The following is a 25,267-nucleotide window of genomic DNA, read 5'->3' on the forward strand; positions in this document are numbered from 1 at the left end:
GTGAGACGAAGGAGACCCATGCCACCCGTGATCCGGCCCCGACGACTGCGGACCACCCCGGCCATGCGCCGGCTGGTCGCCGAGACCTCGCTGGAGCCGCGACATCTGGTGCTGCCGATGTTCGTCGCCGACGGCATCGACGACCCGGTACCGATCTCGTCGATGCCGGGCGTCGTGCAGCACACGATGGATTCGCTGCGGACCGCCGCGGCCGAGGCCGTCGACGCCGGTGTCGGCGGGCTCATGCTGTTCGGGGTGCCGCGCGCCGAGGACAAGGACGCCACCGGGTCGGGCGCGGATGCCGACGACGGAATCCTCAACCGGGCTCTGCGCACCCTCGGTGACGATCTCGGGGATGCCACGGTCCTGATGGCCGACACGTGCCTCGACGAGTTCACCGATCACGGGCACTGTGGCGTCGTCGACGGTCGGGGTCGCGTCGACAACGACGAGACCCTCGAGCGCTACGTGTCGATGTCCCTGGCGCAGGCGCGGGCGGGTGCGCATCTCCTCGGGCCGAGCGGGATGATGGACGGCCAGGTCGCCTCGATCCGGGCCGCCCTCGACGCCGAGGGCTTCACCGACACCGGGATCCTGGCCTACGCCGCGAAGTACGCCTCGGCGTTCTACGGCCCGTTCCGCGAGGCGGTCGGCTCGTCGCTGCAGGGCGACCGGCGCACGTACCAGCAGGACGCGGCCAACCGGGTCGAGGCGCTGCGCGAGGTCCGGCTCGACCTCGAGGAGGGCGCCGACATCGTGATGGTGAAGCCGGCGATGAGTTACCTCGACATCGTGCGCGACGTCGCCGACATGAGTGACGTGCCGGTCGCGGCCTACCAGATCAGCGGCGAGTACTCGATGATCTCCGCCGCCGCCGAACGCGGGTGGATCGATCGCGATGCCGCGATCCTGGAATCGCTGACCGCCATCCGACGGGCCGGTGCGTCGATCGTCCTGACCTACTGGGCGGCCGAGGTGGCGCAGCGCCTGTCCTGACCTGAGCGTGTAGGGCTCGTCGTGCTGCCCGTTCACTAGGCTGGTCCCATGTCCGCACCGTACGACCCCGCGTCCGACCCCGGCGCGCCGTCGCGACCGAAGATCCCCGACTCCGTCTCCATCGCCGTCGAGCTGTGGGTGGTGGTGATCGTCGGGCAGATCGTGGCGATGTTCGCGCAGACCGGCACCTTCGTCGACATGATCCGCGATCAGGTGAGTTCCGCTCCGCAGGAAGGGGTCCCGCCCGAGCAGATCGACTTCATGACCTCGTCGGGGTTCGTGGTCGGTGTGCTGGTCGTGACGTCGCTGTTCCTCACCGCGATCACGGCCTTGGTCGTCTGGTTCACCCGCAAGGGCTACAACTGGGCGCGCATCGTGCTGTCGGCGATGGGTGTCTACGTCGTGGTCAGCTTGCTCTTCTCGCTGTTCGGTGGCGACACGTCGCCGGCGTGGGCGATGGTCCCGCAGGTGATCAGCGGCGTCGCGGCGCTCGGCGCGACAGTGCTGCTGATGCGCGGCGACTCCGAGACGTATTGCCGGGCCATGGCGCAGGCGCGCAAGCCACAACCGATCCACCCCCCGACGCCGCCGTATCCGTACGGCCAGAATCCGTATGGCCAGAACCCGTACGGACAGAACCCGTACAGCCAGAACCCGTACGGACAGAACCCCTACGGACAGAATCCGTATGGCCAGAACCCGTCCGGCCGCAGTCCGTATGACCCGAACCCATACGGCGAGAACACGCCGTATGGTGACAGCGAACATCGGGATGAGCGCGTCGGCCCTCATCCCGAGAAGCCCCACTCGGAGCCCGTCCATCTCGAGAAGCCGCGCCCCGAGAACCTGCGCCCCGAGAACTCGGGGTCCGAGAACCAGAACGAAGGACCGAAGAACCAGTGACAAGTCCCGATCCGGCGCTGCGTCCGAAACTCGTCGTCTGGGCCTACCGGTGCTGGCTGGCCTCGGGCGCGCTGCTGATAGCGCTCGGCGCGCTGGTGATCGTCGTGTCCGCGGTCGCCGACACCGGGACCGTCACCTCCGGAGTGCTGGGTGCGATGGTCGTCGTGGTGGGTGTCGCGTACATCCTGCTGGGCAGCAAGGCCTACACCGGCGATGTGCGGTGGCGCTCGTCGCTGGCGGCGCTGACCCTGGTCGTCGTGGCGATGCTGCTGTTCCTGAGCCTGGGAATCCAGTTCTTCGCATTTCCCCTGCTCGCTGCGATCGTCGGTCTGTTCGGGTCGTTGCTCGCCTACCGGCCGCCCGCCGAGACCTGGTACACCGGCAAGGAGCCGGACGCTCCGGCCCGCCGGTCCCGCAAGAAGAACACGTGACCTCCGATCCGCCCGCCTCCGAGCCCGAACCCCCGGAACCCGACGCCCCGGAACCCGATGTGGCGGACCCCGTGGAACCGGCGGGGGAGATCTTGTTCGCCGAATCCGGGGGCAGTTGGTGGGTCGTCGTCATCGGTCCGATCCTGGTCGGTGCTGTCCTGGCCCTGGAGATCGCCGGACCCGGTCAGGTGCACTGGCCGGTGCTGGCGATCTTCTTCGTGCTCCTCCTCGGGTTCTCGGTCGTGCAGGTGTCCGCGGCGCGTCGCCATGTCAGTGTCGAACTCACCGAGACCACCCTCCGGCAGGGCGCCGTCACGACCCCGCTCGCCGACATCGAGAAGATCTTCCCGCCCAACCACGGTCACACCCCGGAGGACTGGGAGAGTTCGTCCGCGCTCGGCGAGCTGCACGGAGTACCCAGGCGCCGCAAGGGTATCGGCGTGAAGCTGACCTCGGGGACACTCGCCCAGGCATGGGCCCGGGACGTCGAACGGTTGCGCAGCGAACTCACGCAGGCGCACGAGGCGGTCCGGCTGGGTCTGCCGCCCAGGGGCACCCCGACCACGGGCCGGGACCCCGGGGATCAGGACGTGACCGAGTGACGGCCCGCCCGGCTGTCGCGGTAGGCGCGGCGTCGTAGATCGCCCAGCCACGACGGCGCGAACTCGACGCCTTCGGGCCGGTGCAGGATCGGGTCGAAGTCGACGTCGAGTCCGGTGAGGACGTGGTCGAGTTCGATCCGGACCACGGGCACGAACCGTCGGGCACCCGCTTCCAGGACGATGACGATCGGCTGGTTCCGGCGCAGACGAGCAGCCAGGTCCTCGATCGACACCCCGGAGGAGTCCGACGGCTCGAGGATGCGGGCCCGGATCCAGTACAGCTCTCCGTCGTATCGGTAGGGCGTCAGGCTCGACACCGCGGTGGCCCAGTGCGTCGTCGGGAGCGGCAGCGGTACCCGGCCGGCCAGCGGGGCCGGGCCGGCGAGCAGGAGATCCCAGGTACCGGTGGCATCGGTCGTCGACGAGACGCCCCCGCCGCCCACCGTGCCGGGGTCGGCCGCCGGGAACCGGATGGCCACTCCGACGATGTCCGGCAGTCCGCCGGGCGTGCCGATCCCCTTCGACACCCGTACCGACACCGGACCGCTGCGGAAGGGCAGTGGGTGATCGGCGGACAGTGCGGCTCGCCCCCCGCAGAGGAGACCGTCGGGGTGGAACACCCGGGCGTGCCGCAGGGCGGCGAGCCAGCGGAACGGGGTCGTGACGAGGTCGGGCAGAGCACTCACATGAGTCCCCTTCCGGATCGGGAGGCGGGCACACGCCGCAGCGGGGCCTCGGCAGCGGCGTCGGCGGCAGTATGCCCGCTCTCCTGACGCTCAAACCCGCCCCGGAACGCAACGCGGCCACCGTCTCCTCGACGGTGGCCGCGATGGTCTGTGGAGCAGGCGTCAGCCGTTCTGCAGCATGGGTGCGCGCAGCAGCTCCTCGGGGACGCCGAACGCGTCGACCAGCGACCGTGCGTGCGGGCGCAGCTCCAGGCAGAGCTCGTTCACGCCGCGGCGGATCGCCTTGGCGCGCTCCACCGAGATGTGCCGGTGCATCAGGAACCAGGACAGGTCGTCCTCCAGCGCCGAATAGACGAACAGGTCGCACACCTTGCCCAGAAGGTCTGCCGCCGAACGGGAATCGCAGTTCTCGATCGCCTCGACGAAGGCCTCGAGCACGACACGCTCGATGTGTGCGTGTCCCACCTTCAGCAGGTGGTCCTGCGCGTTGTTGAACACCTCGAAGGCGTCGTTGTCGTCGTCGAGTGCGCGGCGCAGACGTTGCGCACACGTGCGGACGAGGTGATCCTCGCGATTGCGGAACAGCCGGATCTGCGTGCTGCGGTCGGTGAGGGCCGACTTCTCGGTGTCCTCGTCGGAGCCGTCGAGCAGGGTCTGCACGACCTGCCGGACCGCGGTCTTCTCGGCAACCACGTCACGTGCCATGCCGGCGATGAAACGCACCCAGCCGCCGGCCGAGAGTCCCTGCACGTCTTCGGAATACGCCGACAGCAGCTCCTTGGCGATCAGCTGCGTCATGATCGTGTTGTCGCCCTCGAAGGTGGTGAAGACGTCGATGTCGCCACGCATGATCGACAGCTGGTTCTCGTCGAGATAGCCTGCGCCGCCGCAGGCTTCGCGGCTGACGTTGATGGCGTGGGAGGCGTGCCAGGTGGCGTAGGCCTTCAGGCCGGCGGCCTGTCCCTCGAGCTGGCGCTGACGTCCGGCGTCGGAATCGTCGGGGGCGACCGACTGCACCTCGTGGAGTTCGGCGACGATCTCGTTCTGCGCGAACCCGATCGCATACGACTTGGCGATGAGCGGCAGCAGCTTTCGTTGATGGCCCAGGTAGTCCATCACCGTGATCTCGTCGGTGGCGTCGGGTGCCTCGAACTGCTTGCGGATCAGGCCGTAGCGGGTAGCCAGGGCCAACGCCTTGCGGCCGGCGGCACCGGCAGTCGCGGCCACACTCACGCGGCCGCGGATCAGGGTGCCGAGCATCGTGAAGAACCGGCGGTTGGTGTTCTCGATGGGGGAGCTGTAGCTGCCGTCCGCGGCGACGTCGGCGTAGCGGTTCAGCAGGTTCTCCGCGGGGACCCGGACGTTGTCGAACATGATCCGGCCGTTGTCGACGCCGGCGAGTCCGCCCTTGTATCCGCAGTCACTGGTGGTGACACCGGGCAGGTCGTTGCCGTCCTCGTCGCGGATGGGCACCACGAAGCAGTGCACCCCACGCCCTTCGGCCTCCTCGTCGGGTCCGCCGGTGACGAGCTGCGCGAACACGGCGGCGTAGCGGGCGTGTGCGGCGGCGCCGCCGATGTAGTCCTTGCGGGACGACGGGGTGGGGGAGTTGATCACGAACTCGCGGGCATCGCGGTCGTAGGTGGCCGTGGTCTCGATGGCCTGGACGTTCGAGCCGTGGCCGGTCTCGGTCATCGCGAAGCAACCGAGAACGCTCAGATCGATGATCCCGGGCACGTACTTCTCGTGATGCCTTGCGGTGCCGAGGTTCTCGACGGCGCCACCGAAGAGGCCCCACTGCACGCCCGCCTTCACCATGAGCGACAGGTCCGCGTAGCCGAGCATCTCGATGGCGGTGATCGACGCCCCGATGTCACCGCTGCCGCCGTGGTCTTCGGCGAACCCGGCGGCGGCGAAGCCCTGAGAGGCGAGCTCGCGCATCACCTCGAGGGTGTGCGCACGGGCTTCGTCGAGTGTCCGGGACGGGTCCGGCAGCAGGTCCGCGCGATTCGAGTTCTCGCGCACCGTCTCCCTCGTCGTGCGCCAGCGGCCGTCGAGGACGAACCGCAGATTGTCGACCAGCAGGGCCCGCTCGTCCGCGGACAGCTCGTCGTCGGCGGACACCGACGCCGGCGTCACCGGATCGTCGACGGTCGGCTCGGTGGCGATGGGTGTCGGACCCGTCGTCGAAGGGGTCTTCGCAGCAGGGGCCTGTTCGTCGGGACTCGCCGAAGTGGGGGTTGCCATGGCTCCACCGTACGTAGTGGATCGGCGTCGGACCTAGCTTTTGTGGCGCTCGCTACTGACGAGTAAGGAACACCATCCGGTGGACGGGTCGGCGCCGAACATCCTCCTCGGGGCCGGTCCGACGGCCACGTCGCCCGCGGTGTGGTGATACTTGACCCATGTCAGCCGCGGACTCCGATCCGGCCGCGTTCCGCACGCGGGTCGTCGCCGAGTCGATCCGTCTGTTCAGTGAGCACGGGTACGAGTCGACGACCGTCGAGCAACTTGCGGCGGCGGCCGGCATGTCCCGCCGCACGTTCTTCCGGCAGTTCGGGTCCAAGGAAGACGTGATCTTCGCCGACCACGAGTCGTTGCTCGCCCAGGTCGGCGCTCGGCTCGCCGCCGACCGCGATGACCCGTGGCTGGCCGTCTGTGCCGCCGCGGAACTGGTCTTCGGCCACTTCGTCCGCGATCGGGAACTCGCGGTGCGCCGGGCGCAGGTGGTGCAGGAGGTGCCGGCACTGCGAGACCGGGAACTGGTGACCACCTACCGCTACCAGGGGGCGTTCGAGGAGTTCCTGCGCACCCGGCTGCCCGACGAGTCGCCGGTTCACGTCGTCGCCTACGTCGCCGCGGTCACGGGTACCCACAACTTCCTGCTCCGGCAGATGATCCGCGGCGATGCCGAGGCCACGCCGGAACGCCTGCGCGTGGAGCTCGAACGGGTAGCTGTGGCACTCGGTGCCGGACCGGCCGGAGAGGCGTCGAACCGGCATGCGACTCCGGGCAGACAGGTCACCGTCGTGACCTATCCGACGGGGACCTCGCCGGCGGAAGTCGCACGTCGCGTGGCCGAGGAGCTGGGGGAGGGCTGAGTCCCGCGAACGGTCGCGGGACAACCGCCGCGGATTCGGGGACAATCGGCCGGGAGAGGTCCCGCGCGGTTGACATGGCACTCAGTGCCGTGCTGCACTGGGGATCAACATCTGCCGGTACACGCGTGCCGGGAACGAACAGGCACTCCAGGTGCCGTGAGGAGTTGTCATGGGTTACGGAAATCCCGACTTCAACGTCTTCGAGCTCCCGGAAGAGCACATCGCCCTGCGTGAGGCGATCCGGGCGCTCTCGGAGAAGGAGATCGAGCCCCACGCCGCCGACGTCGACGAGAACTCCCGGTTCCCCCAGGAGGCCCTCGACGCCCTCGTCGCATCGGGGTTCAACGCGATCCACGTACCCGAGGAGTTCGGCGGTCAGGGCGGCGACTCGATCGCGGCGTGCATCGTCATCGAAGAGGTCGCCCGTGTCGACGCGTCGTCCTCGCTCATCCCCGCCGTCAACAAGCTCGGCACCATGGGCCTGATCCTCAACGGCTCCGACGACCTCAAGCAGCAGGTGCTGCCCGGCATCGCGTCCGGCGAGGCGATGGCGTCGTATGCCCTGAGTGAACGCGAGGCCGGCTCCGACGCCGCGGGCATGAAGACCCGCGCCCGCAAGGACGGCAACAACTGGGTGCTGAACGGCACGAAGTGCTGGATCACCAACGGCGGCAAGTCGTCCTGGTACACCGTCATGGCCGTGACCGACCCGGAGAAGAAGGCCAACGGCATCTCCGCGTTCATGGTCCACAAGGACGATCCCGGCTTCACCGTCGGACCGCTGGAGAAGAAGCTCGGCATCAAGGGTTCGCCGACCGCGGAACTGTACTTCGAGGACTGCACGATCCCGCTCGACCGCATCATCGGCGACGAGGGCACCGGCTTCAAGACCGCCCTGCAGACCCTCGACCACACCCGCCCCACCATCGGCGCGCAGGCCGTCGGAATCGCGCAGGGCGCACTCGACCAGGCGATCGCATATGTCAAGGACCGCAAGCAGTTCGGCAAGCCGATCAGCTCGTTCCAGGGTGTGGAGTTCATGATCGCCGACATGGCGATGAAGGTCGAGGCCGCCCGCCTGATGGTCTACACCTCGGCCGCCCGAGCCGAGCGCGGCGAGAAGAACCTGGGGTTCATCTCCTCGGCGTCGAAGTGCTTCGCCTCCGACGTCGCGATGGAGGTCACCACCGACGCCGTCCAGCTGTTCGGCGGCGCCGGCTACACCCGCGACTTCCCGGTCGAGCGCATGATGCGCGACGCCAAGATCACCCAGATCTACGAGGGCACCAACCAGATCCAGCGCGTCGTCATGAGCCGCGCGCTGCTTCGCTGATCACCCACACCGCTGGTTGAGAATCACGATCTCGCCCCGTCGGCTTCGGCCGGCGGGGCGAACTGCGTTCCCGCGGTGCCGTTTCCGTCCCGCTGATGGGATCGAATCAGCGGCACGGAATTGGCGACGCGGGAGGGGTGTCCGTGAGGTGCTAGGCGTACGCCGACCGGAACTCGATGCGGGCGCCCTGCTGCCGGGCCGCGTCGCGGAAATTCTTCATCGCGCGTTCCATGTGGAAGCCGTTGGTCACGATGATCGCGCCGTTCGCGCCCATGTGCTTGAGCATCCGCACCGTGTTCTGGGCGTTCTGCACCGTGGAGGTCGACGCCCCTTCATTGACCATCTGCCACATCGGGATTCCGCGTCGGATGAGGCCGAGGTTCATGAACTGGGCTTCGGTGACCGGGAGCCAGTGGGTGTCGCCGCCGGAGACGATCATGCGGTTGAACGGGTGCTTCTTGCCGAGGTTGGCCGCGACGTCGAGCCTGCGCTTGAGGACATCGGGGGTCTGGCCGAGAACACCGAACTTGGCACCCAGGACGACGATGTAGCGAGTCGGCGGACTCTGCCAGAGGAAGTTGCTGTTCGGGGTGCCGAGTTCGGAGCTGCCGAGGTCCACGCTGCCGAAATCGGTACTGATCGCGGCATTCTGGACGTTCGCGACCGGCTCGGACGGTGCGACGGCGACGGCCACCGAGGCGGCCGTGGCGATCGCGGCCGCGGCAGCCGCGGTCGTGAGGGTTCTACGACGCATGGTGACCGAGTGTAGGGATCAGTACGGCCGTGCAGGTATCAAAGTGGTAACACCTGCATCTCTAGTCACATACGTAACATCCTCAAGTGAGCGCGATGTACTTCACCGAGAGGTACTCGTCGATGCCCTCGCTGCCGCCCTCGCGCCCGATTCCGGACTGTTTGATCCCGCCGAACGGTGCAGCGGCATCGGAGATCACGCCTCGATTCACCCCGACCATGCCCGAGTCCAGGCGCTCGGCGACCCGCATGCAGCGCTCGAGATCGCGGCTGTAGAAGTACGACGCCAGGCCGTATTCGGTCGAGTTCGCGGCCTCGATGCCCGCGGACTCGTCGTCGAAGGTGCTGATCACCGCGACGGGTCCGAAGATCTCTTCGCGCGTCACTGGGGCGTACGGGTCCACATTGTCGAGAACCGTTGCCGGATAGAAGAAGCCGCGTCCCTCCGGTCGTTCACCGCCCAGCCGAACCCGGGCGCCGTCGGCGACGGCCTGCTCGACCGCCTCGGCGACCTTGTCCCGCTGATCGGCGTTCACCAGCGGTCCCAGGGTCACCCCGTCGGAGTAGCCGGGCCCCATGCGGACCTCCGACATCTTCGCGACGAGCTTCTCGGTGAACTCCTCGACGACCCCCGCCTGCACCAGGAAGCGGTTGGCCGCGGTGCACGCCTCACCGCCGTTGCGCATCTTGGCGGCGAACGCGCCCTCGACCGCGGCGTCGATGTCGGCGTCGTCGAAGACGAGGAAGGGGGCGTTGCCGCCGAGTTCCATCGAGGTGCGCTGCACTCGCTCGGCGGCCTGGCCGAGCAGGCTGCGGCCCACCGGCGTCGAACCGGTGAAGCTGATCTTGCGAATCCGGTCGTCGGTGATCAACGTCGAGGACACCTCGCCGCTCGACGTGGTGGGCAGGACGGACAAAACGCCCGGGGGGAGGCCGGCTTCGGCGAAGGCCTCGGCCAGGGCGAGCATCGTCAACGGTGTCTCGCGAGCCGGCTTGACGATGATGACGTTGCCTGCCGCGAGCGCGGGACCGATCTTGCGCGTTCCCATCGCGAGCGGGAAGTTCCACGGCGTGATGGCCAGGCACGGTCCGACGGGCTGATGTGCCACCAGGATGCGTCCGTTTCCGGCCGGCGCCGGAGTGAACCGGCCCCCGATCCGGACGGCCTCCTCGGCGAACCAGCGCAGGAACTCCAGTCCGTAGGTGGTCTCGGCGCGACTGTCGGGAAGGGCCCGGCCGAGTTCGAGCGTCATCAGCATCGCGATGTCGTCCGCGCGTTCGGTGAGCAGTTCGAAGGTCCGGCGGAGGATCTCGCCGCGTTCGCGTGGTGCGGTGGCCGCCCAGTCCGCGGAAGCGGCGACGGCGGAGTCCAGCGCAGCACGGGCGTCGGCGACCCCCGCGTCGGCGACCGAGACGAGCGACTCCTCGGTGGCCGCGTCATAAACGTCGAAGGTGGTGCCGTCGGCCGCCGGTGTGGACCGGCCGTCGATCCAGAGACCGGTGGGCACCGCTTCGAGCACTCCCCGCGGGTCGAGAACGTTCTTGTCGCCACTCATCCGAAGCCACATCCTCACATGTCGGTTCTGCCGGTTCGAACCCTACTCCCGGACTCCGATCGACCCGCTGAGCTGCGATGTTGGCGAGTGGTCGGGATGGGGGCGACTATTGCGTCGTGGCGAAACGAAGGCTGTTGGGGACCCTGACCGGACTCGTTGCGGCCGGTGCCCTTCTCGCCGGATGCGCCCAGTCGACGCAAACGGATGCACAGTCGACGCAAGCGCCCGCCCAGTCGACGCAAACGGGCGCCCAGTCGACGGAAATGCCCGCCCAGTCGACGGAAAAACCCGCCCAATCGACGGAGTACGTGAACCTCGGCGACAGTTTCAGCGCCGGAACCGGCGTGAGCCCGCTCGAGGAGGACTCGCCCATCTACTGTCAGCGGTCGTCGAGGAACTACGCGCACATCGTCGCCGAGGAAGAGGACTTCGACCTGACCGACGTCAGCTGCGCGGGCGCCGACACCGGTGACTTCCGCGAGTCGCAGCACCAGGGCGTGCCGCCTCAGCTCGACGCCCTCGACGAGGACACCGATGTGGTGACGCTGATGATCGGCGGCAACGACGAACAGACCTACGGCCGCGCGATCCGGCTCTGCAGCGAACTCGCCGACGTCGACCGCGCCGGTGCGCCGTGCACCGATCGCTACGGACGATCGCTGATCGACCCGGTCGCGGCCGACATCTACCCGGCTGTCCGTCAGGCGCTGCGCGATGTGCGAAACCGGGCGCCGAACGCCCGCATCCTGCTCGCGGGCTATCCGTGGCTGCTCCCGCCGACCGTCAGCTGCTATCCCGAGATGCGGCTCGCCGAAGGTGACGTGCCGATGATCCGCGAACTGCAGACGGCGCTGAACACCTATGGCCGGCGCGCGGCCGAGGACGAAGGGGTGGAATTCGTCGACATGTCGCAGGTGTCCGAGGGGCACGATGCGTGTGCCGGCGACGAGCGCTGGATCGAGCCGATGACCACCTCGGGCCCCGGCGCGGTGCACCCCAACGAGCAGGGGCAGGCGGCGATCGCCGAACAGGTTCGCAAGGCGCTCGCGGGCTAGTCCCGCACCGCTGCGACGCCGTGCCGACCCCGCTGACCAGCGGGGATTTGGGTCACCCGGTGCCGTTTGGAACACTGTAGGCCGTGACCCCTTCCGCTGCTGCCACGCCTGCTCCCGGAACGGCTGCCTCGGCCGCGCTGTTCACCCGCGCGACGCAGGCCATTCCGGGGGGCGTCAACTCCCCGGTGCGCGCGTTCTCCGCGGTCGGCGGGACCCCGCGCTTCATCGCCTCCGCGGTTGGATGCCGGCTCACCGACGCCGATGGCAACGACTACGTCGACCTCGTCAGCTCGTGGGGTCCGATGATCCTGGGGCACGCACACCCGGCCGTCGTCGAGGCAGTTCGTGAGGCGGCCACCGGCGGGCTGTCCTTCGGTGCGCCCACCGAGGGCGAGATCGAACTCGCCGAGGAGATCATCGGCCGCGTCGACCCCGTCGAGCGCGTCCGGCTGGTGAACTCCGGCACCGAGGCGACCATGTCGGCGATCCGCCTCGCCCGCGGGTACACGGGTCGCGCCAAGATCATCAAGTTCGCCGGCTGCTACCACGGTCACGTCGACGCACTGTTGGCCGCGGCCGGTTCCGGGGTCGCCACGCTCGGCCTGCCGACGAGCCCAGGTGTGACCGGTGCGTCGGCGCACGACACCCTCGTGCTGCCCTACAACGACCTCACCGCAGTCGCCGACGCCTTCGCCGAGTTCGGCGACGACATCGCCGCCGTGATCACCGAGGCGGCGGCCGGGAACATGGGCGCGGTCGCCCCGGTGGAGGGTTTCAACGCCGGACTGCGTGACCTCACCCGGCGCCACGGCGCGCTGCTCATCATGGACGAGGTCATGACCGGCTTCCGTGTGAGCCCGAGCGGTTGGTACGGGCTCGAGGGTGTGGCCGGCGACCTCTACACCTTCGGCAAGGTGATGAGCGGGGGACTGCCCGCCGCGGCGTTCGGTGGGCGCGCGGATGTCATGGAACGACTCGCACCGACCGGGCCGGTGTACCAGGCGGGCACGCTGTCGGGGAACCCCGTCGCCGTCGCCGCCGGACTCGCGACCCTGCGGCACGCCGACGTCGAGGTCTACCGCACCCTCGACGCCAACGCCGACCGGCTCGCGACGATGCTGCACGAGGCCCTCTCCGCGGCCGGGGTGGCCCACCGCGTGCAGAAGGCCGGCAGCCTGCTGAGTGTGTTCTTCACTACCGATCCGGAGACGCCGATCGTCGATTACGCCGGTGTCTCCGCCACGGAGACCTGGCGGTTTGCGCCGTTCTTCCACGCTCTGCTCGAGCGCGGCGTCTACGCACCGCCGAGCGCCTACGAGGCCTGGTTTGTGTCCGCGGCGCTCGACGAGGATGCTTTCTCGCAGATCGCCGATGCGCTGCCCGCGGCAGCGCAGGCGGCCGCGACCGCAGCCACACCGGGGGACAACGCCTGATGCACACGATCGTCCACATGATGCGCCACGGAGAGGTCGACAACCCCGACGGCATCCTCTACGGCCGTCTGCCCGGTTTCCGGCTCTCCGCCGACGGCCAGGCGCAGGCGCGCAAGGTCGCCGACACACTCGCCGACCACGACGTCCGGGCCGTGTTCGCCTCGCCGCTGCAACGCGCGCAGGAGACGGCCACGCCGATCGCCGCCGCGCACGGCATCCCGATCCTGACCAACGACGACCTCATCGAGGCCGAGAACGTCTTCGAGGGCCTCAAGGTCTCGGTCGGCGACGGCGCGCTGAGCAAGCCGCGGCACTGGCCGAAACTGCGGGACCCGTTCACCCCCTCCTGGGGCGAGCCCTACATCCAGCTCGCGCACCGCATGCTGGCCGCGGCCAACAAGGCCCGCGACGCCGCCCGCGGTCACGAAGCCGTCTGCGTCAGCCATCAGCTGCCCGTGTACACGCTGCGCCGGTTCCTCGAAGGTCAGCGCCTCTGGCACGACCCGCGTCGTCGCCAGTGCTCGCTGGCCTCGCTGACCAGCCTCATCTACGACGACGACGCCCTCGTCGACATCATCTACTCCGAACCGGCCGGGTCCTCCGACCCGCTGGCCACCGGTGCGTGAAACCGAAGGTCTGACCCAGTGCGCAAGTTCCTCCTGCCGGCGGTGTTGTCGGCCCTGATCATGCTGATCGCCGGCTGCAGCACCGGCGACGACGCGGTCGCGCAGGGGAACACCTTCCAGTTCGTCTCGCCGGGCGGGCAGACCGTCATCACCTATGCGCCCGAGGATCGCAAGCCGATCGCCGACGTCACCGGCGAGGATCTGATGACCGGGCAGGAGCTGTCCCTGTCCGATCCTCCGTTCGCCGGCAAAGCCCTCGTCATCAACGTCTGGGGATCGTGGTGCGGGCCCTGCCGTGGCGAGGCCGATGACCTCGAGCGCGTCTACGAGCGCTACCGTGCCGACGGCGTGGAGTTCCTCGGCATCAACCTGCGCGACGACCGGGAGTCCGCGAAGGACTTCATGATCGACCGCAAGGTCGGGTATCCCTCGATCTACGACTTCCCGGGGATGTCGCTCGCCGCGCTGACGACGCCCACCTCGGTGGTGCCGACGACGATCGTGCTCGATCGGGAGCACCGCCCGGCGGCGGTGTTCCTGAAGGCGGTCTCGGACGCCGAGCTCGACGAGGTCGTCCAGCGCGTCGCGGCCGAACCGGCGGGCCCGGTGTGATGAACGGCTCGACCACGATCCTCGCCTCGTCGATCGGCGACACGTTCGCCGACACCGTGTCCAGCGGACCGATCCTGCTCGCCTTCGCGGCATGCCTGCTCGCGGGGCTCGTCTCGTTCGCGTCGCCGTGCGTCGTGCCGCTGGTCCCGGGTTACCTGTCCTATCTGGCCGGTCTCGTCGGGGCGGAGGCGCCCGCGGTGAAGGTCGGCGAACAGGCCAAGAGCGGCCGGTCGCGGGTCGCGCTCGCCGCCGGCCTGTTCGTCCTCGGCTTCACCGTCGTCTTCGTCGCCGCCACCGCGACCGTCCTCGGCGTGACCAGTACCTTCGTGCTGAATCGTGAACTGCTGCAACGCATCGGCGGGGTCGTCACCATCGCGATGGGCCTGGTGTTCATCGGTCTCATCCCCGCGTTGCAGCGTGAGGTCCGCTTCGAACCGCGTCGGGTCTCCAACATCGTCGGCGCGCCGCTGCTCGGTGCGGTCTTCGCGCTCGGGTGGACGCCGTGCCTGGGACCGACCCTCGCCGCGGTGATCGCCACCGTCAGCGGGACCGAGGGGTCGACGGCGGCCAAGGGTGTGACCCTCATCGTCGCGTACTGCCTGGGACTGGGCCTGCCCTTCGTGATCCTGGCGTTCTCCTCGGCGTGGGCCCTGCGCAGTCTCGGCTGGCTCCGCCGGAACGCCCGCACGATCCAGGTGATCGGTGGCGTCCTGCTGATCGGGGTCGGCGTGGCCCTGCTGACCGGCTGGTGGGACCAGTTCATCGTGTGGGTCCAGGTCCGCTTCGTCACCGACACCCAACTACCGATCTGAGCGCTGGACCCATGACCGATCTCACCGACCGCCCGCAGGTGCACACCCCCGAGCCGGCCCGCAAGCCCCATTGGGCGCGTCGCCGGGTGCTGTGGCCGGTCCGCAACCTGTGGCGGTCGCTGACCTCGATGCGGACCGCGCTGATCCTGCTGTTCCTGCTCGCGCTCGCCGCGATCCCCGGTGCGCTGCTCCCGCAGCGCGAGCTCAACGAGCAGAAGACCCTGGAGTACATCGCCGACCGCGGTCAGCTCGGCGTCTGGATGGACCGGCTGCAGCTGTTCGACGTCTTCTCCAGCGCCTGGTTCACCGCGATCTACGTGCTGCTGTTCATCTCCCTCGTCGGCTGTCTGACGCCGCGGATGGTCGAACACTTCCACAGCCTGCGCGCGAAACCCGTTGCCGCACCCCGCAACCTGTCCCGTCTGCCGCGGCACGTCACGCACACCGTCGACGGCGACCCGGAAACGATCGCCCGCCGGATCGAGGGGCGGTTGCGCGGCTGGCGTCGCGAGGTCGTCGTCCGCGAGCCGAGTGCGGCGTACCCGGACGGATGCGTCGAGGTCTCCGCGGAGAAGGGATACCTCCGCGAGTTCGGCAACCTGGTCTTCCACTTCGCCCTGCTGGCGCTCCTGGTGTCGATCGCGGTGGGCAAGATGTACGGCTACGAGGGCACCCGCAGTCTCGTCGCCGACGGCGAGCAGGGCGTGTGCAACACCTCGACCGCCATCTACGACTCGTTCCGCGCCGGCAACCTGGTCGACGGCACCGACCTCTCACCGTTCTGTTTCCGCGTCGACGACTTCTCGGCGACCTTCCTGCCCAGCGGCCAGCCCGACATGTACGACGCCACCATCCGGTACGCCGCGGGCAGCGACGGCGGCGTCGGCAACCTCGGCGATCCCGCCGGCTGGGAGACCGCCTCGGTCCGGGTCAACGAACCGTTGCGCGTCGCCGGCGATCGGGTCTACGTCCTCGGCAACGGCTTCGCGCCGAGGTTCACCGTGACCTTCCCCAACGGGGAGAAGCGCACGCAGACGACCCTGTTCGTGCCGGATGAGCTCCAGACGATGCTCTCGTCGGGCGCCGCGCGCTTCGACACCCCGGCCGGCCTCTACCCCGACGCCGACGACCGTCGCAAGAACCAGATCGCCCTGGAGGGCCTGTTCGCGCCGACCGCGTCGTTCCACGGCTCGCTGTTGACCTCGGCGTCGCCGGAACCCGACGACCCCTTCGTCGCCATCCGGATCTTCAAGGGCGACACCGGTCTCGACACCGGCAAGGCGCAGAACGTGTACTCGCTCGACCAGGACCTCATCGAACAGGGCCGCCTCCAGCGCCAGTCGCAGGTCAACCTCGGGGTCGGCCAGAGCCACACCCTGGCCGACGGCACGACGGTGACCTTCGACGGCTACGACCGGTGGGTGTCGGTGCAGGTCTCGCACGATCCCGCCCAGGTCTGGGTGCTGGTCAGCGCGATCGTGATGCTCGGTGGTCTGCTGGTGTCGCTGCTGATCCGCCGCCGGCGCATCTGGGCCCGGCTGGTCCCGGTGCCGGTCGCGAGCGCGCAATCCGACGGCGGTGACCGGGGCGCTGATGGTCACGAGAACGGGCAACGACGTACTGTAGTAGAGATTGCCGGCCTGGCACGCACCGATCAGGCCGGATGGGGTGAGGGCTTCGACGAGCAGGCGGCCGATCTCGTGGCCGACGACGCCGGCGCACCCGCCTCGCGGCGGACGACCCGGCGGCTCTAGCAGCCGGCGAAAGGAAGCACATGAACACCGAAGCACCGGCGATGCCGATCGACGAGACACTCGCGCGGTACTCGGACCTGCTGTATGGCACCGCCATGACGGTCTATGTCGTCGCGGTCATCCTGTTCCTGGGTGCGCTCGCGGCCGTCCGCGGCCGCCGTCTCGAGCAGAAGCAGCTGGTCAACGCCGGTGCCGGCGGGACCGAGGCGCGAGTGCCCGGTCGTGTCGACGAGTCCTCGCGTCGGACTCTCGGCGAGAAGCTCGGCAACATGGCGCTGCCGGTCGTCGTCGTCGGACTCGCCGCCCACCTCGGTTCGATCGTGCTCCGCGGGATCGCGACCGAACGCGCGCCCTGGGGCAACATGTACGAGTTCATCTCGATGACGTGCGCCGCGGGCGTGCTCGCGGGACTGATCATCCTGCGCAAGCGCGAACACCGTCCGCTGCTCTCCTTCGTGCTGCTCCCCGTCATCCTGCTGATGTTCATCGCCGGCCGCTGGCTCTACACCCAGGCCGCGCCGGTCGTCCCCGCGCTGAAGTCCTACTGGCTCGCCGTGCACGTGTCGATCATCTCGGTGTCCTCGGGCATTCTGCTGGTCTCGGGCGTCGCGAGCATCCTCTACCTGGTCAAGATGCGCTGGGCGGCGACCTCGCCCGACGGTTCCGCCGCGGCCGCGAGCCGCCCGGGCTTCGCCGGCTCGGTCCGCCGCATCGTCGAGCACCTGCCGTCGGCCGATCAGCTCGATCGCCTGGCCTACAAGTGCGTCGTGATCGGCTTCCCGCTGTTCGGTCTCGGCGTCATCTGCGGTGCCATCTGGGCCGAGGCGGCGTGGGGCCGGTTCTGGGGCTGGGATCCCAAGGAGACGGTGTCCTTCATCGCCTGGGTGATCTACGCGGCCTACCTGCACGCACGAGCGACGGCGGGCTGGCGCAGCAATGCCGCGGCCTGGATCAACGTCGCCGGATTCGTGGCGATGCTGTTCAACCTGTTCATCATCAACCTGGTCGTCTCCGGCCTGCACTCCTACGCAGGTCTGTGAGCGGCAGGCGTCAGCTGGAAGCCTCGCTCGGGGAGTTCTCCTCGGCCTTCTTGGCGAGCGCCTGCGCCTTGACCAGCTTGAGCAGGTCGATGAGCGCGTCGATCGTGTCCGGGCACAGCGAACCCATGTCGATCCCGGACAGATGGCTGCCGGTCACCTGGAGCATCTCGACGTAATTCTGTTGTTGCCGAACGCGTTCGAGATCCTCGTCGGGGTTGGACAGGAAGTAGGTCACGCTGACGTCGAAGGCGCGGGCGATGGCTTCGACCGTACGGAACGACGGCGTCCGGGCCTTGCCGGTGCGTAGCTGGGAGATGTACGCGTCAGACAGCGAGTAGCCGAGCCGGTTGGCCTTCTCGGCGATCTTCTTGCCGGTATATCGGATGCCGTTCTCGTCACGACTGTGTTCGAAGAGATAACCGATCTTCTCGGCGAAGCTCAGGTCGTCATCGGTTGACGTCCCTCGCGGAGATCGTCCCGGGTTCAACGGCGCCTTCTCTCGGATCAGCCATCGTGGAATCGATGGTGAAGTGGACGATACCCTACCCCTGGGTATGTTCCGTAGAGACGTTCTGAACCTGGTCTCAGCTTTTCTGCCGGGCCCCACGCCTCAGATCTCGTCACCGTCGGTGCCGTTGGTACCGCGGGTGCGATTGTCCAGGTCGCGGAGGAAATCGGGGTCGTCGTCGGGACCGAGCGGGCCGCGCGGCCGGGCGCGACGAGGGCCGGACGAGGGGGTGTCGCCGGACTCGTCGGCATGGGGTCCGAAGGCGCGCCACATGAGGAAACCGATGGCGAGAAGACCCAGAACGGCGAACAGATAGATCATGACAACCTCCCGCAGTCCAGCGTACGTGAGATGCCTCAGAGGCCAGGGTGAACGCGGGCCGGACCCGCACATCTCGGCCGATCGGATGAGTCCCGGCCGGCTGGTCGGGCCGCCGGCGACAGGGGAGGGCCCGACGCGGGTCAGTGCGTGCGACGGTTGAGCAGGGCGACGACGTCTTCCTCGCGGAAGCGCCGATGGCCCCCCGGGGTGCGGATCGAGCCGAGGATGCCCGAGCTCGCCCAGCGGGCGACCGTCTTCGGATTGACGTTGAACATCGCGGCGACCTGGCCGGGGGTCAGCGTGTGCTGGCTGGCGAGTCCAGGCGTGATGTAGGTCGCGGGCGGTGCTGTCTCGATGCTGGTCATGGTTCCCCCTGCGTGGTGGAGTGCTCGGTCGGCGCGCCGGAGGTGGCGAAGCGGCTCTGCACGTGGTGGACGAGTTCTTCATGAATACACGCAAATCGCCCAGGTACTCGAACCGTCAGCGGGAGGTAAAGAGCGTGCAAAGCCCTGCGACCTGCGGGAGCGTGAGGACCGCCCAGTAGGCTGGAGGGGTGAGTGAACCGCACGACCCCACCCCCGTCCCCGGCACACCGGCCCCCGGCAAACCCGCCCCCGGCGAGAAGGCCGCGCCCGGCGACGCCGCCCGCCAGACGACCGCCGCGGACACCGCGCCGCAGGCCGGTGGACGCCCGATGACCCTGGCGGTTGCCCTGTTCGCCTACACGTTCGCGCGGCTGCTGCTCGTCGCCGCGGTGGTCGTGATCATCATGGTCGGCGGACGCCTCGTCGACGTCGAGGTGCCGTTCCTCGTCGCGGCGGTGTTCGGTGTGCTGATCGCACTCCCGCTCGGCATGGTTCTGTTCAAGACGCTGCGCCTGAAGGTCAACAGCGAGATCGCGGCCCTGGAGGCCGGTCGCCGGTCCAAGCACGACGATCTGCAGGCACGGCTCCGCGGCGAGAAGTGAAGCCGACGCGGCTCGTCGACCGTCGCGCCGACCGCGCCTGGACCCAGAACGCCATCCGCCTCATCGAGGCCGACGGCCGACGCAGTGCCGACACCCACCTGCTGCGCGTCGCACTGCCCGCGTGGTCGCGCTGGACCGAACCCGCCGGCAACGGACCAGGCGGGGATCCACTCGACGGGCTCGGGGCTCGCGAGGTCGGTGTGGACCTCTACGTCAAGGACGAGTCGACCCACCCGACTGGATCGTTGAAGCACCGGCTGGCGCGTTCACTGTTCCTCTACGCCCTGTGCAACGGGTGGGTCGTCGAGGGCACACCGGTCATCGAGGCGTCGTCGGGGTCGACGGCGGTGAGCGAGGCCTACTTCGCCGAGCTGATCGGCGTCCCGTTCATCGCGGTGATGGCCAAGAGCACGTCCCCGGCCAAGACGGCGCTGATCGAACGCCACGGCGGGCGGTGTCATTTCGTCGATCACCCCGGCGAGGTCTACGCCGAGGCGCTGCGTCTCGAGGCCGAGCTCGGCGGCCATTTCATCGACCAGTTCACGATGGCCGAACGCGCGACCGACTGGCGCGGCAACAACAACATCGCCGAGTCGATCTTCGCGCAGCTGGCCGAGGAAGACCATCCGATACCCACGTGGATCGTCGTCGGGGCCGGTACGGGTGGTACGTCGGCGACCCTGGGGCGATACGTGCGATACCGGCGCCACGACACCTGGCTGGCGGTCGTCGACCCGGAGAACTCGGTGTTCTTGCCCGCGTACGAGTCGGCGGACGGGACGCTGACCGCCGAGACCGGCTCCCGTATCGAGGGGATCGGCCGCCCGCGGGTCGAGCCGTCGTTCATCTCACAGGTCATCGACCGCATGATCGGCGTGCCCGACGAGGCGTCTATCGCGACCGCGCGCCGCGTGAGCGATCTCCTCGGCCGCCGCGTGGGCGGGTCCACCGGCACCAACATGTGGGGGGCCTTCTCGCTCGTCGCCGAGATGGTCGCCGCGCGGACGCCCGGCAGCATCGTCACGTTGCTCTGTGACTCGGGGGATCGGTACGCGACCACCTATTTCGACGACGACTGGCTGGCCGCCGGCTCGTTCGACCTCGGCCCCGCCGAGACGGTGCTCGACGAGTTCCTCGCCACCGGTCGCTGGACCGCCTGAGACCCGGGCCGGATACCACCGGTGGGTTACGATCCGGGAGTGTCGATGGAACCCGGGCGGACGCCCGGCACCGGAAGTGCCCTGGTGGAGGCGGTCGATCTGGTGCGCGAGTACCAGATGGGCGACGAACGGGTCCGCGCCCTGGACGGTCTGAACCTCTCGATCGACGGCGGGCAGTTCGTGTCGGTGGTCGGTCCGTCGGGAGCAGGCAAGAGCACCCTGCTGCACGTGCTCGGGGCTCTCGACACCCCGACGTCCGGGCGGATCAGCATCGACGGGGTCGATCTCGGCGCGCTCGACGACACCGCCGCCTCCGAATTCCGGCGCAATCGCGTCGGATTCATCTTCCAATTCTTCAATCTCGTCCCGACGATGTCGGCGTGGGAGAACGTCGCACTACCGCGCCTCCTGGACAACCAGTCCCTGCGCAAGGCGAAACCCCGTGCGGTGGAACTGCTTCGGCGGGTCGGACTCGGCGACCGGGTCGATCATCGGCCGTCGGAGCTGTCCGGCGGCCAGATGCAGCGCGTCGCGATCGCCCGCTCGCTCATCATGGACCCGACGATCCTGCTCGCCGACGAACCGACCGGGAATCTGGACTCCAAGACGGGTGAGTCGGTACTCGAACTGCTCTCGGAGGTCGCCCACGACACGCCCGACCGGCTGGTGGTGATGGTGACCCACGATCCGAAGGCCGCCGCGGTCGCCGACACCACCATCACGGTCCGCGACGGGAAGATCGCCTAGTGCCGAGCCGGGGTACTCGCGCCCCCCTGTCGGCTGAGCAGGGGAGGAGCGTAGCGACGACCCGTGTCGAAGCCCTGCTCGCCGGTCTCACGCGCATCCGGCTGCTGAATCTGCGCGAGATCCGTACCCATCGGTTGCGCCTGCTCACGTCGCTGGCGGTGGTGGTCGTGTCGTCGGCGTTGCTGATCGCGGTACTCGGGACCTACGGGTCGGCGTCGGAATCGGTGCGCGAGTTCAACAACGCGGTGTCGGGTGTCGCCGACATCGAGGTCGCGGGCATCACCGACACCGGGGTCGACGAGTCCCTGGCCGGCGAGATCCGTCGCGACGTCGATGCGGCGGCGGCCGTCGTGCCGATGATCCGCGGGTCGGTCGTCGTCGAAGGTTCGGCCGTGCCGCTGCTCGGCTCCGACCAGCGCGTCACCCAGCTGTCGGGCAGTCTGCGAGCCGCCGTGCAGCAGGAGCAGGCGGGTGGTCCGCAGTCGGCGACCGTCGATCTCGATCGCCTGCGCACCGGCGTGTTCGTCGGTCCGGGTCTCGGGCTCGAGCGCGGAGACCGCCTGTCGGTCAACGGGATCGACGTAGAGGTCCTCGAAGTCCTCGGCAACGCGCAGGCCGCGGGCCTCAACAACGGCCGCTTCGTCTTCGCCTATGTCGACCTCGCGCAACGGCTCGTCGGACTCGAGGGCCGCCTCGACTCGATCCTCGTCGTGACCGAACCGGGCGCCGACGTGTCCGCGGTTCGCGCGCAGGTGAAGGGCATCGTAGACGGCCGCGCGGTGGTGGTCGACCCGGACTTCCGCGCCAAACAGGCCGAGGTAGCCAGTTCGGTGACCCGCGACGCGACCCTGCTGGTGTCGCTGGTGTCGCTGGTGATCGCCGCCTTCCTGGTGTTCAACACGATGAACATGGCGGTGGCCTCGCGGCGCAGGTCGCTCGCGATGATCCGTGCGTTGGGCGCCAAGCGGTCCCACCTCGTCGGTGACATGCTCGGCGAGGCCGCGTTGATGGGTCTGGTCGGCGGCGCGCTCGGCATCCCGCTCGGGATCCTGGCCGGGCGGGCCGTGATCGGCAGCCTGCCCGAACCACCGGCCGACTCGGTCGGCACCGTCATCAACTACCACCTGCCGGCCTATGCGCCCGCGGCCGCGGTGATCGCCTGCGTGGTGGCGTGTGTCGCGGCGACGACGCTGGCGGCGCGGGCGGTGTTCGCGGTCTCGCCGGTGGAGGCGATGGCTCCCGTGGAGGTGTCGGACTCCGCGTCCCGGCGTGGTCCCGCGGTGGTGGTCGCCGCCGTACTCGGCGTCGCCGGCCTCATCGCGTCGTGGGTCATCGTGTCGACGGTGCCGGGCCGGCCGGCCATCCTCGCCGGTGTCTTCTATCTGGTCGGCGCGCTGCTCCTGTGTTTCGCGCTGTCGAAGCCGTTGGCCTGGGCGGTGGTTCGGGTGGCGCGCTGGTTCGGCGGTCCCGGGCAGCTCGCGTCGGTGAACACCGAGCGAGCCCCGCGGCGCGCGTGGGCGACGTTGATGACGGTCGCGGTGGCCATCGCGGTCGGGATGGGGACATCGGGCGCGCTGGACAATCTGGTCTCCTCGATGTCGAAATCCCTCGACGGGCTGGGTGATCCGGACTTCTACGTGTCGTCGACGTCGGCCGCGACCCTGCCCCTGGGGCCGATCCTGCCGGCGTCGGTGGCCGAGCGCGTCACCGCGGTTCCCGGCGTCACCGAGGTGGTCGGTGGCCAGTGGGCCGCGGTGAACATCGGCGAGAGCAAGGCGAATGTGCAAGGGCTCGAGCCAGGTTCGCGGGCTCCGTTCATGCGCAAGGCCTCGCCGGAGGCGGTGGCGAGCGTGCTCGCCGGGGACGGCATCCTGATGTCGAATGTCCTCGCGCGGGCGCTGGACGTGGACACCGGCAGCACGGTGGAACTCGCGACTCCCAACGGCCCACGGCAGACGGTGGTGCGTGACACGGTCGACTACGTCTCTCTCGATTCCGGGGTGGCGGCCATGTCGCAGGAGTTGCTGGCCGACTGGTTCGATCGCGACGGTGACACCTACCTGCAGGTGATCACCTCGCCCGACGCCGACCCGGTTCAGGTCCGCCGGGACCTCGATGCGCTGGTCCAGAACGTCCCGACGACGGGCAACAAACCGATCAGCGTCTACAGCGGCGCGGAGGCCCTCGCCGCGACCCAGGCCACCGTCGAGCAGGCCGGCGCGTTCGCGGTCGCCATCCAGTGGATCGTCGCCGGTGCGGCCGCGATCGCACTCCTCAACACGCTGCTGCTGTCGGTTCTCGAACGCCGGCGCGAGCTCGGCGTCCTGCGGGCCATGGGCGCCTCGCGCAGGTTCGTCTCCCGCACGGTGCTCGCCGAGGCGGGTGCGGTCGCCCTGGTCGGGTCGGTGGTCGGCGTCGTCCTCGGTGCTGCGATGCATCTGCTCAGCAACCAGATCCTGACCATCACGACGTCGCTGACCGTGCTCTACTCGCCGCGGCCGTCGGCCCTGCTCTTCGTGACCATCGCGGTCGCGTTGTGCCTGGTCGGGGCGTTCATACCCGCGGTCCGTGCCGGTCGGATGAACATCAGCGAGTCGATCCAGAACGAGTAGTACGGTCTGCGAACCCGCGACCGGGCGAGATGTCGCACACCCCGCTCGTCAACAATTATTGACAAGGCAGTCGTGTCAACATAACCTGACATCATGCACGACGACCACAGCACCGACACCGCACCCGACGCATCGAGCGCCGAGCTGGCCGGGGACGCCGCGAGCGGCGACCCGGCGAGGGGCCTGGCCGCGGTACGCGCACTGCGCACCCTGGCCGACCGACTCGAGGACGTGCAGGTGGCCAACGCCCGTGCCAACGGGTGGAGCTGGCAGGCGATCGCAGAAGTACTGCAGATCAGCCGACAGGCCGTGCATCAGAAGCACTCACAACGTGAGGCCCGTGCGAGCGGGCCAGAAGGAGATTCAGATGTTTGAGCGAATCAGTCGCGATGACAAGATGCTGCTGGCTTTCGCCACGCAGGAGGCCGGCGACCTGGGTCACCGGCAACTCGGTAACGACCACCTGATCCTGGGCATGCTCTGCAATGCCCGCAGCCCGCTGTTCGCGCTGCTCGCCGACCATGGCCTGACGCTGTCGTCGGCCCGGGAGGCGGTACGTCGGTACCATGACGAGCACGCGGATCGGTCCGACACCGCGGAGACCGCCGACGACGAGTCGTTCCGCGAACGCTATGAGGGGGACCGAGAAGCACTGCGCACGATCGGGATCGACCTCGACAAGGTCCGCGAGGCGGTGCGCGGGCGGTTCGGTGAGGACCTGTCCGACGGGTGGGGCGAGCGCGCCGAGCGCGGACCCCGAGGTCGTGGTCGCGGGAGACGTGGGGACGGACGTCGCGGGGAAGGACGAGTGGACCATGGTCACCGCCACGGCCGTGGTCGCGGCCCCCGGCCCGACTGCGGTCCCGAGGGCTTCGGCCCGGGTCCCTTCGGTCCGGGCGCCTTCGGACCGGGCGCCTTCGGCCCGGGTCCCTGGGGCCAGGGTTTCGGCCCCGGTCCGGGCGGACCGTTCGCCGGGGAGGGGCCGTGGGAGCCGGGACGCGGCCGGCGCGGACCGCGGGGCCGGGGTTCCCGGCCGCGCTTCGCGAGCGATACCCGGGACGCCTTCGGCCGGGCCATGGAGATCGCGCGGGAACGGGGCGACCGACGGCTGCGCGCCGAGTACCTGCTGCTCGGGATCATCGACACCGCCGACGACGCGTCGCGGGCACTGATCGAATCCGCCACCACCGCACCCGAACTCCGCGCGGCCGTGGTGGCGATCCTGCCCGACGTCGAGGCCCAGGTCTGATCCCGGGAGC

26 protein-coding genes are annotated in these 25,267 nt (G+C 69.1%); 19 read left to right on the forward strand and 7 right to left on the reverse strand.

Features of this window, described 5'->3' with window-relative positions; translation table 11 throughout:
* Positions 1-18: 18 nt before the first annotated feature.
* The 4 genes from hemB to AC3B5T_RS11755 are packed head-to-tail and all read left to right on the forward strand — an operon-like array spanning position 19 to position 2,932.
* Positions 19-996, forward strand: coding sequence for a porphobilinogen synthase (hemB, locus tag AC3B5T_RS11740; protein ID WP_055475194.1), 978 nt, complete (start codon positions 19-21; stop codon positions 994-996).
* A gap of 48 nt (positions 997-1,044) precedes the next feature.
* The gene (locus AC3B5T_RS11745) at positions 1,045-1,899 is read left to right on the forward strand and encodes a hypothetical protein (RefSeq protein WP_055475193.1); all 855 of its coding nucleotides are present in this window, start codon (positions 1,045-1,047) and stop codon (positions 1,897-1,899) included.
* Positions 1,896-2,330, forward strand: coding sequence for a hypothetical protein (locus AC3B5T_RS11750; RefSeq protein ID WP_010842029.1), 435 nt, complete (start codon positions 1,896-1,898; stop codon positions 2,328-2,330). The genes AC3B5T_RS11745 and AC3B5T_RS11750 overlap by 4 nt, the downstream gene beginning before the upstream one ends.
* Positions 2,327-2,932: a hypothetical protein gene (locus AC3B5T_RS11755; protein WP_010842028.1), complete on the forward strand. Its 606-nt coding sequence runs from the start codon at positions 2,327-2,329 to the stop codon at positions 2,930-2,932. The genes AC3B5T_RS11750 and AC3B5T_RS11755 overlap by 4 nt, the downstream gene beginning before the upstream one ends.
* Here AC3B5T_RS11755 and AC3B5T_RS11760 read toward each other — a convergent pair.
* Positions 2,914-3,618, reverse strand: coding sequence for a hypothetical protein (locus AC3B5T_RS11760; protein WP_055475192.1), 705 nt, complete (start codon positions 3,616-3,618; stop codon positions 2,914-2,916). The genes AC3B5T_RS11755 and AC3B5T_RS11760 overlap by 19 nt on opposite strands.
* A 162-nt stretch (positions 3,619-3,780) precedes the next feature.
* A complete protein-coding gene (locus tag AC3B5T_RS11765; protein ID WP_055475191.1) occupies positions 3,781-5,865 on the reverse strand; it encodes an acyl-CoA dehydrogenase family protein in 2,085 nt (694 codons plus the stop codon).
* Positions 5,866-6,023: 158 nt separating this feature from the next.
* Between AC3B5T_RS11765 and AC3B5T_RS11770 the strand changes: the two genes are divergently transcribed.
* Both AC3B5T_RS11770 and AC3B5T_RS11775 read left to right on the forward strand, forming a co-directional pair.
* Positions 6,024-6,719, forward strand: coding sequence for a TetR family transcriptional regulator (locus AC3B5T_RS11770; RefSeq protein WP_055475190.1), 696 nt, complete (start codon positions 6,024-6,026; stop codon positions 6,717-6,719).
* Positions 6,720-6,888: 169 nt separating this feature from the next.
* A complete protein-coding gene (locus tag AC3B5T_RS11775) occupies positions 6,889-8,052 on the forward strand; it encodes an acyl-CoA dehydrogenase (protein ID WP_010842024.1) in 1,164 nt (387 codons plus the stop codon).
* A 151-nt stretch (positions 8,053-8,203) separates the two neighbouring features.
* On the opposite strand, the gene AC3B5T_RS11780 is transcribed toward AC3B5T_RS11775, so the two are convergent.
* Together AC3B5T_RS11780 and AC3B5T_RS11785 are read right to left on the reverse strand one after the other, a co-directional pair.
* Entirely contained in the window at positions 8,204-8,806 is a 603-nt protein-coding gene (locus tag AC3B5T_RS11780; RefSeq protein ID WP_010842023.1) for a YdcF family protein, read from the reverse strand.
* A gap of 82 nt (positions 8,807-8,888) precedes the next feature.
* Entirely contained in the window at positions 8,889-10,361 is a 1,473-nt protein-coding gene (locus tag AC3B5T_RS11785) for an NAD-dependent succinate-semialdehyde dehydrogenase (RefSeq protein WP_055475189.1), read from the reverse strand.
* Between the two features lie 116 nt (positions 10,362-10,477).
* On the opposite strand from AC3B5T_RS11785, the gene AC3B5T_RS11790 reads away from it, so the two are divergent.
* The 7 genes from AC3B5T_RS11790 to ccsB all read left to right on the forward strand — a co-directional run bounded on the left by AC3B5T_RS11790 (position 10,478) and on the right by ccsB (position 17,693).
* On the forward strand, positions 10,478-11,416 hold the full coding sequence (locus AC3B5T_RS11790) for an SGNH/GDSL hydrolase family protein (RefSeq protein WP_084817225.1): 939 nt from the start codon (positions 10,478-10,480) through the stop codon (positions 11,414-11,416).
* An 83-nt stretch (positions 11,417-11,499) separates the two neighbouring features.
* Positions 11,500-12,849 carry a glutamate-1-semialdehyde 2,1-aminomutase gene (hemL, locus tag AC3B5T_RS11795; protein ID WP_055475187.1) on the forward strand — a complete coding sequence of 450 codons (1,350 nt, stop codon included), beginning with the start codon at positions 11,500-11,502 and terminating at the stop codon, positions 12,847-12,849.
* Positions 12,849-13,475 carry a histidine phosphatase family protein gene (locus AC3B5T_RS11800; protein ID WP_010842019.1) on the forward strand — a complete coding sequence of 209 codons (627 nt, stop codon included), beginning with the start codon at positions 12,849-12,851 and terminating at the stop codon, positions 13,473-13,475. Before hemL ends, AC3B5T_RS11800 begins: the two co-directional genes overlap by 1 nt.
* 18 nt (positions 13,476-13,493) lie before the next feature.
* A complete protein-coding gene (locus AC3B5T_RS11805; protein ID WP_055475186.1) occupies positions 13,494-14,087 on the forward strand; it encodes a TlpA family protein disulfide reductase in 594 nt (197 codons plus the stop codon).
* A complete protein-coding gene (locus AC3B5T_RS11810; protein WP_055475262.1) occupies positions 14,087-14,899 on the forward strand; it encodes a cytochrome c biogenesis CcdA family protein in 813 nt (270 codons plus the stop codon). Before AC3B5T_RS11805 ends, AC3B5T_RS11810 begins: the two co-directional genes overlap by 1 nt.
* Positions 14,900-14,910: 11 nt before the next feature.
* On the forward strand, positions 14,911-16,653 hold the full coding sequence (gene resB / locus AC3B5T_RS11815; RefSeq protein ID WP_055475185.1) for a cytochrome c biogenesis protein ResB: 1,743 nt from the start codon (positions 14,911-14,913) through the stop codon (positions 16,651-16,653).
* Between the two features lie 20 nt (positions 16,654-16,673).
* Positions 16,674-17,693 carry a c-type cytochrome biogenesis protein CcsB gene (gene ccsB, locus AC3B5T_RS11820; RefSeq protein ID WP_055475184.1) on the forward strand — a complete coding sequence of 340 codons (1,020 nt, stop codon included), beginning with the start codon at positions 16,674-16,676 and terminating at the stop codon, positions 17,691-17,693.
* Positions 17,694-17,703: 10 nt separating this feature from the next.
* Here the strand turns inward: ccsB and AC3B5T_RS11825 are convergent, their stop codons facing one another.
* The 3 genes from AC3B5T_RS11825 to AC3B5T_RS11835 all read right to left on the reverse strand — a co-directional run bounded on the left by AC3B5T_RS11825 (position 17,704) and on the right by AC3B5T_RS11835 (position 18,887).
* Entirely contained in the window at positions 17,704-18,180 is a 477-nt protein-coding gene (locus AC3B5T_RS11825) for a helix-turn-helix domain-containing protein (RefSeq protein WP_010842014.1), read from the reverse strand.
* A 123-nt stretch (positions 18,181-18,303) separates the two neighbouring features.
* On the reverse strand, positions 18,304-18,522 hold the full coding sequence (locus AC3B5T_RS11830; protein ID WP_010842013.1) for a hypothetical protein: 219 nt from the start codon (positions 18,520-18,522) through the stop codon (positions 18,304-18,306).
* 140 nt (positions 18,523-18,662) lie between these two features.
* Positions 18,663-18,887 carry a BldC family transcriptional regulator gene (locus AC3B5T_RS11835; RefSeq protein ID WP_010842012.1) on the reverse strand — a complete coding sequence of 75 codons (225 nt, stop codon included), beginning with the start codon at positions 18,885-18,887 and terminating at the stop codon, positions 18,663-18,665.
* 188 nt (positions 18,888-19,075) lie between these two features.
* On the opposite strand from AC3B5T_RS11835, the gene AC3B5T_RS11840 reads away from it, so the two are divergent.
* From AC3B5T_RS11840 to AC3B5T_RS11865, 6 genes are all read left to right on the forward strand, one after another.
* On the forward strand, positions 19,076-19,489 hold the full coding sequence (locus AC3B5T_RS11840; RefSeq protein WP_055475183.1) for a DUF4229 domain-containing protein: 414 nt from the start codon (positions 19,076-19,078) through the stop codon (positions 19,487-19,489).
* Positions 19,486-20,649 carry an L-cysteine desulfhydrase Cds1 gene (cds1, locus tag AC3B5T_RS11845; protein WP_055475182.1) on the forward strand — a complete coding sequence of 388 codons (1,164 nt, stop codon included), beginning with the start codon at positions 19,486-19,488 and terminating at the stop codon, positions 20,647-20,649. The genes AC3B5T_RS11840 and cds1 overlap by 4 nt, the downstream gene beginning before the upstream one ends.
* 45 nt (positions 20,650-20,694) lie before the next feature.
* Positions 20,695-21,396 carry an ABC transporter ATP-binding protein gene (locus tag AC3B5T_RS11850; protein WP_014925565.1) on the forward strand — a complete coding sequence of 234 codons (702 nt, stop codon included), beginning with the start codon at positions 20,695-20,697 and terminating at the stop codon, positions 21,394-21,396.
* Between the two features lie 26 nt (positions 21,397-21,422).
* A complete protein-coding gene (locus AC3B5T_RS11855) occupies positions 21,423-24,008 on the forward strand; it encodes an FtsX-like permease family protein (protein WP_084817224.1) in 2,586 nt (861 codons plus the stop codon).
* Positions 24,009-24,101: 93 nt separating this feature from the next.
* Entirely contained in the window at positions 24,102-24,383 is a 282-nt protein-coding gene (locus AC3B5T_RS11860) for a hypothetical protein (protein WP_014925567.1), read from the forward strand.
* Positions 24,376-25,257: a Clp protease N-terminal domain-containing protein gene (locus tag AC3B5T_RS11865; RefSeq protein ID WP_055475181.1), complete on the forward strand. Its 882-nt coding sequence runs from the start codon at positions 24,376-24,378 to the stop codon at positions 25,255-25,257. Before AC3B5T_RS11860 ends, AC3B5T_RS11865 begins: the two co-directional genes overlap by 8 nt.
* Positions 25,258-25,267: the final 10 nt, after the last annotated feature.

It is taken from the genome of Gordonia sp. G4 (assembly GCF_057770005.1).

Excerpts from the sequence above, each read along its gene's own strand:
- AC3B5T_RS11810 (WP_055475262.1), top strand. The coding sequence starts at position 14,087 with ATGAACGGCTCGACCACGATCCTCGCCTCGTCGATCGGCGACACGTTC.
- AC3B5T_RS11780 (WP_010842023.1), bottom strand. The coding sequence starts at position 8,806 with ATGCGTCGTAGAACCCTCACGACCGCGGCTGCCGCGGCCGCGATCGCC.
- AC3B5T_RS11850 (WP_014925565.1), top strand. The coding sequence starts at position 20,695 with ATGGAACCCGGGCGGACGCCCGGCACCGGAAGTGCCCTGGTGGAGGCG.
- AC3B5T_RS11765 (WP_055475191.1), bottom strand. The coding sequence starts at position 5,865 with ATGGCAACCCCCACTTCGGCGAGTCCCGACGAACAGGCCCCTGCTGCG.
- AC3B5T_RS11770 (WP_055475190.1), top strand. The coding sequence starts at position 6,024 with ATGTCAGCCGCGGACTCCGATCCGGCCGCGTTCCGCACGCGGGTCGTC.
- AC3B5T_RS11830 (WP_010842013.1), bottom strand. The coding sequence starts at position 18,522 with ATGATCTATCTGTTCGCCGTTCTGGGTCTTCTCGCCATCGGTTTCCTC.
- AC3B5T_RS11785 (WP_055475189.1), bottom strand. The coding sequence starts at position 10,361 with ATGAGTGGCGACAAGAACGTTCTCGACCCGCGGGGAGTGCTCGAAGCG.
- AC3B5T_RS11835 (WP_010842012.1), bottom strand. The coding sequence starts at position 18,887 with ATGACCAGCATCGAGACAGCACCGCCCGCGACCTACATCACGCCTGGA.
- AC3B5T_RS11865 (WP_055475181.1), top strand. The coding sequence starts at position 24,376 with ATGTTTGAGCGAATCAGTCGCGATGACAAGATGCTGCTGGCTTTCGCC.
- AC3B5T_RS11800 (WP_010842019.1), top strand. The coding sequence starts at position 12,849 with ATGCACACGATCGTCCACATGATGCGCCACGGAGAGGTCGACAACCCC.
- AC3B5T_RS11745 (WP_055475193.1), top strand. The coding sequence starts at position 1,045 with ATGTCCGCACCGTACGACCCCGCGTCCGACCCCGGCGCGCCGTCGCGA.
- AC3B5T_RS11860 (WP_014925567.1), top strand. The coding sequence starts at position 24,102 with ATGCACGACGACCACAGCACCGACACCGCACCCGACGCATCGAGCGCC.
- hemB (WP_055475194.1), top strand. The coding sequence starts at position 19 with ATGCCACCCGTGATCCGGCCCCGACGACTGCGGACCACCCCGGCCATG.
- ccsB (WP_055475184.1), top strand. The coding sequence starts at position 16,674 with ATGAACACCGAAGCACCGGCGATGCCGATCGACGAGACACTCGCGCGG.
- resB (WP_055475185.1), top strand. The coding sequence starts at position 14,911 with ATGACCGATCTCACCGACCGCCCGCAGGTGCACACCCCCGAGCCGGCC.
- AC3B5T_RS11775 (WP_010842024.1), top strand. The coding sequence starts at position 6,889 with ATGGGTTACGGAAATCCCGACTTCAACGTCTTCGAGCTCCCGGAAGAG.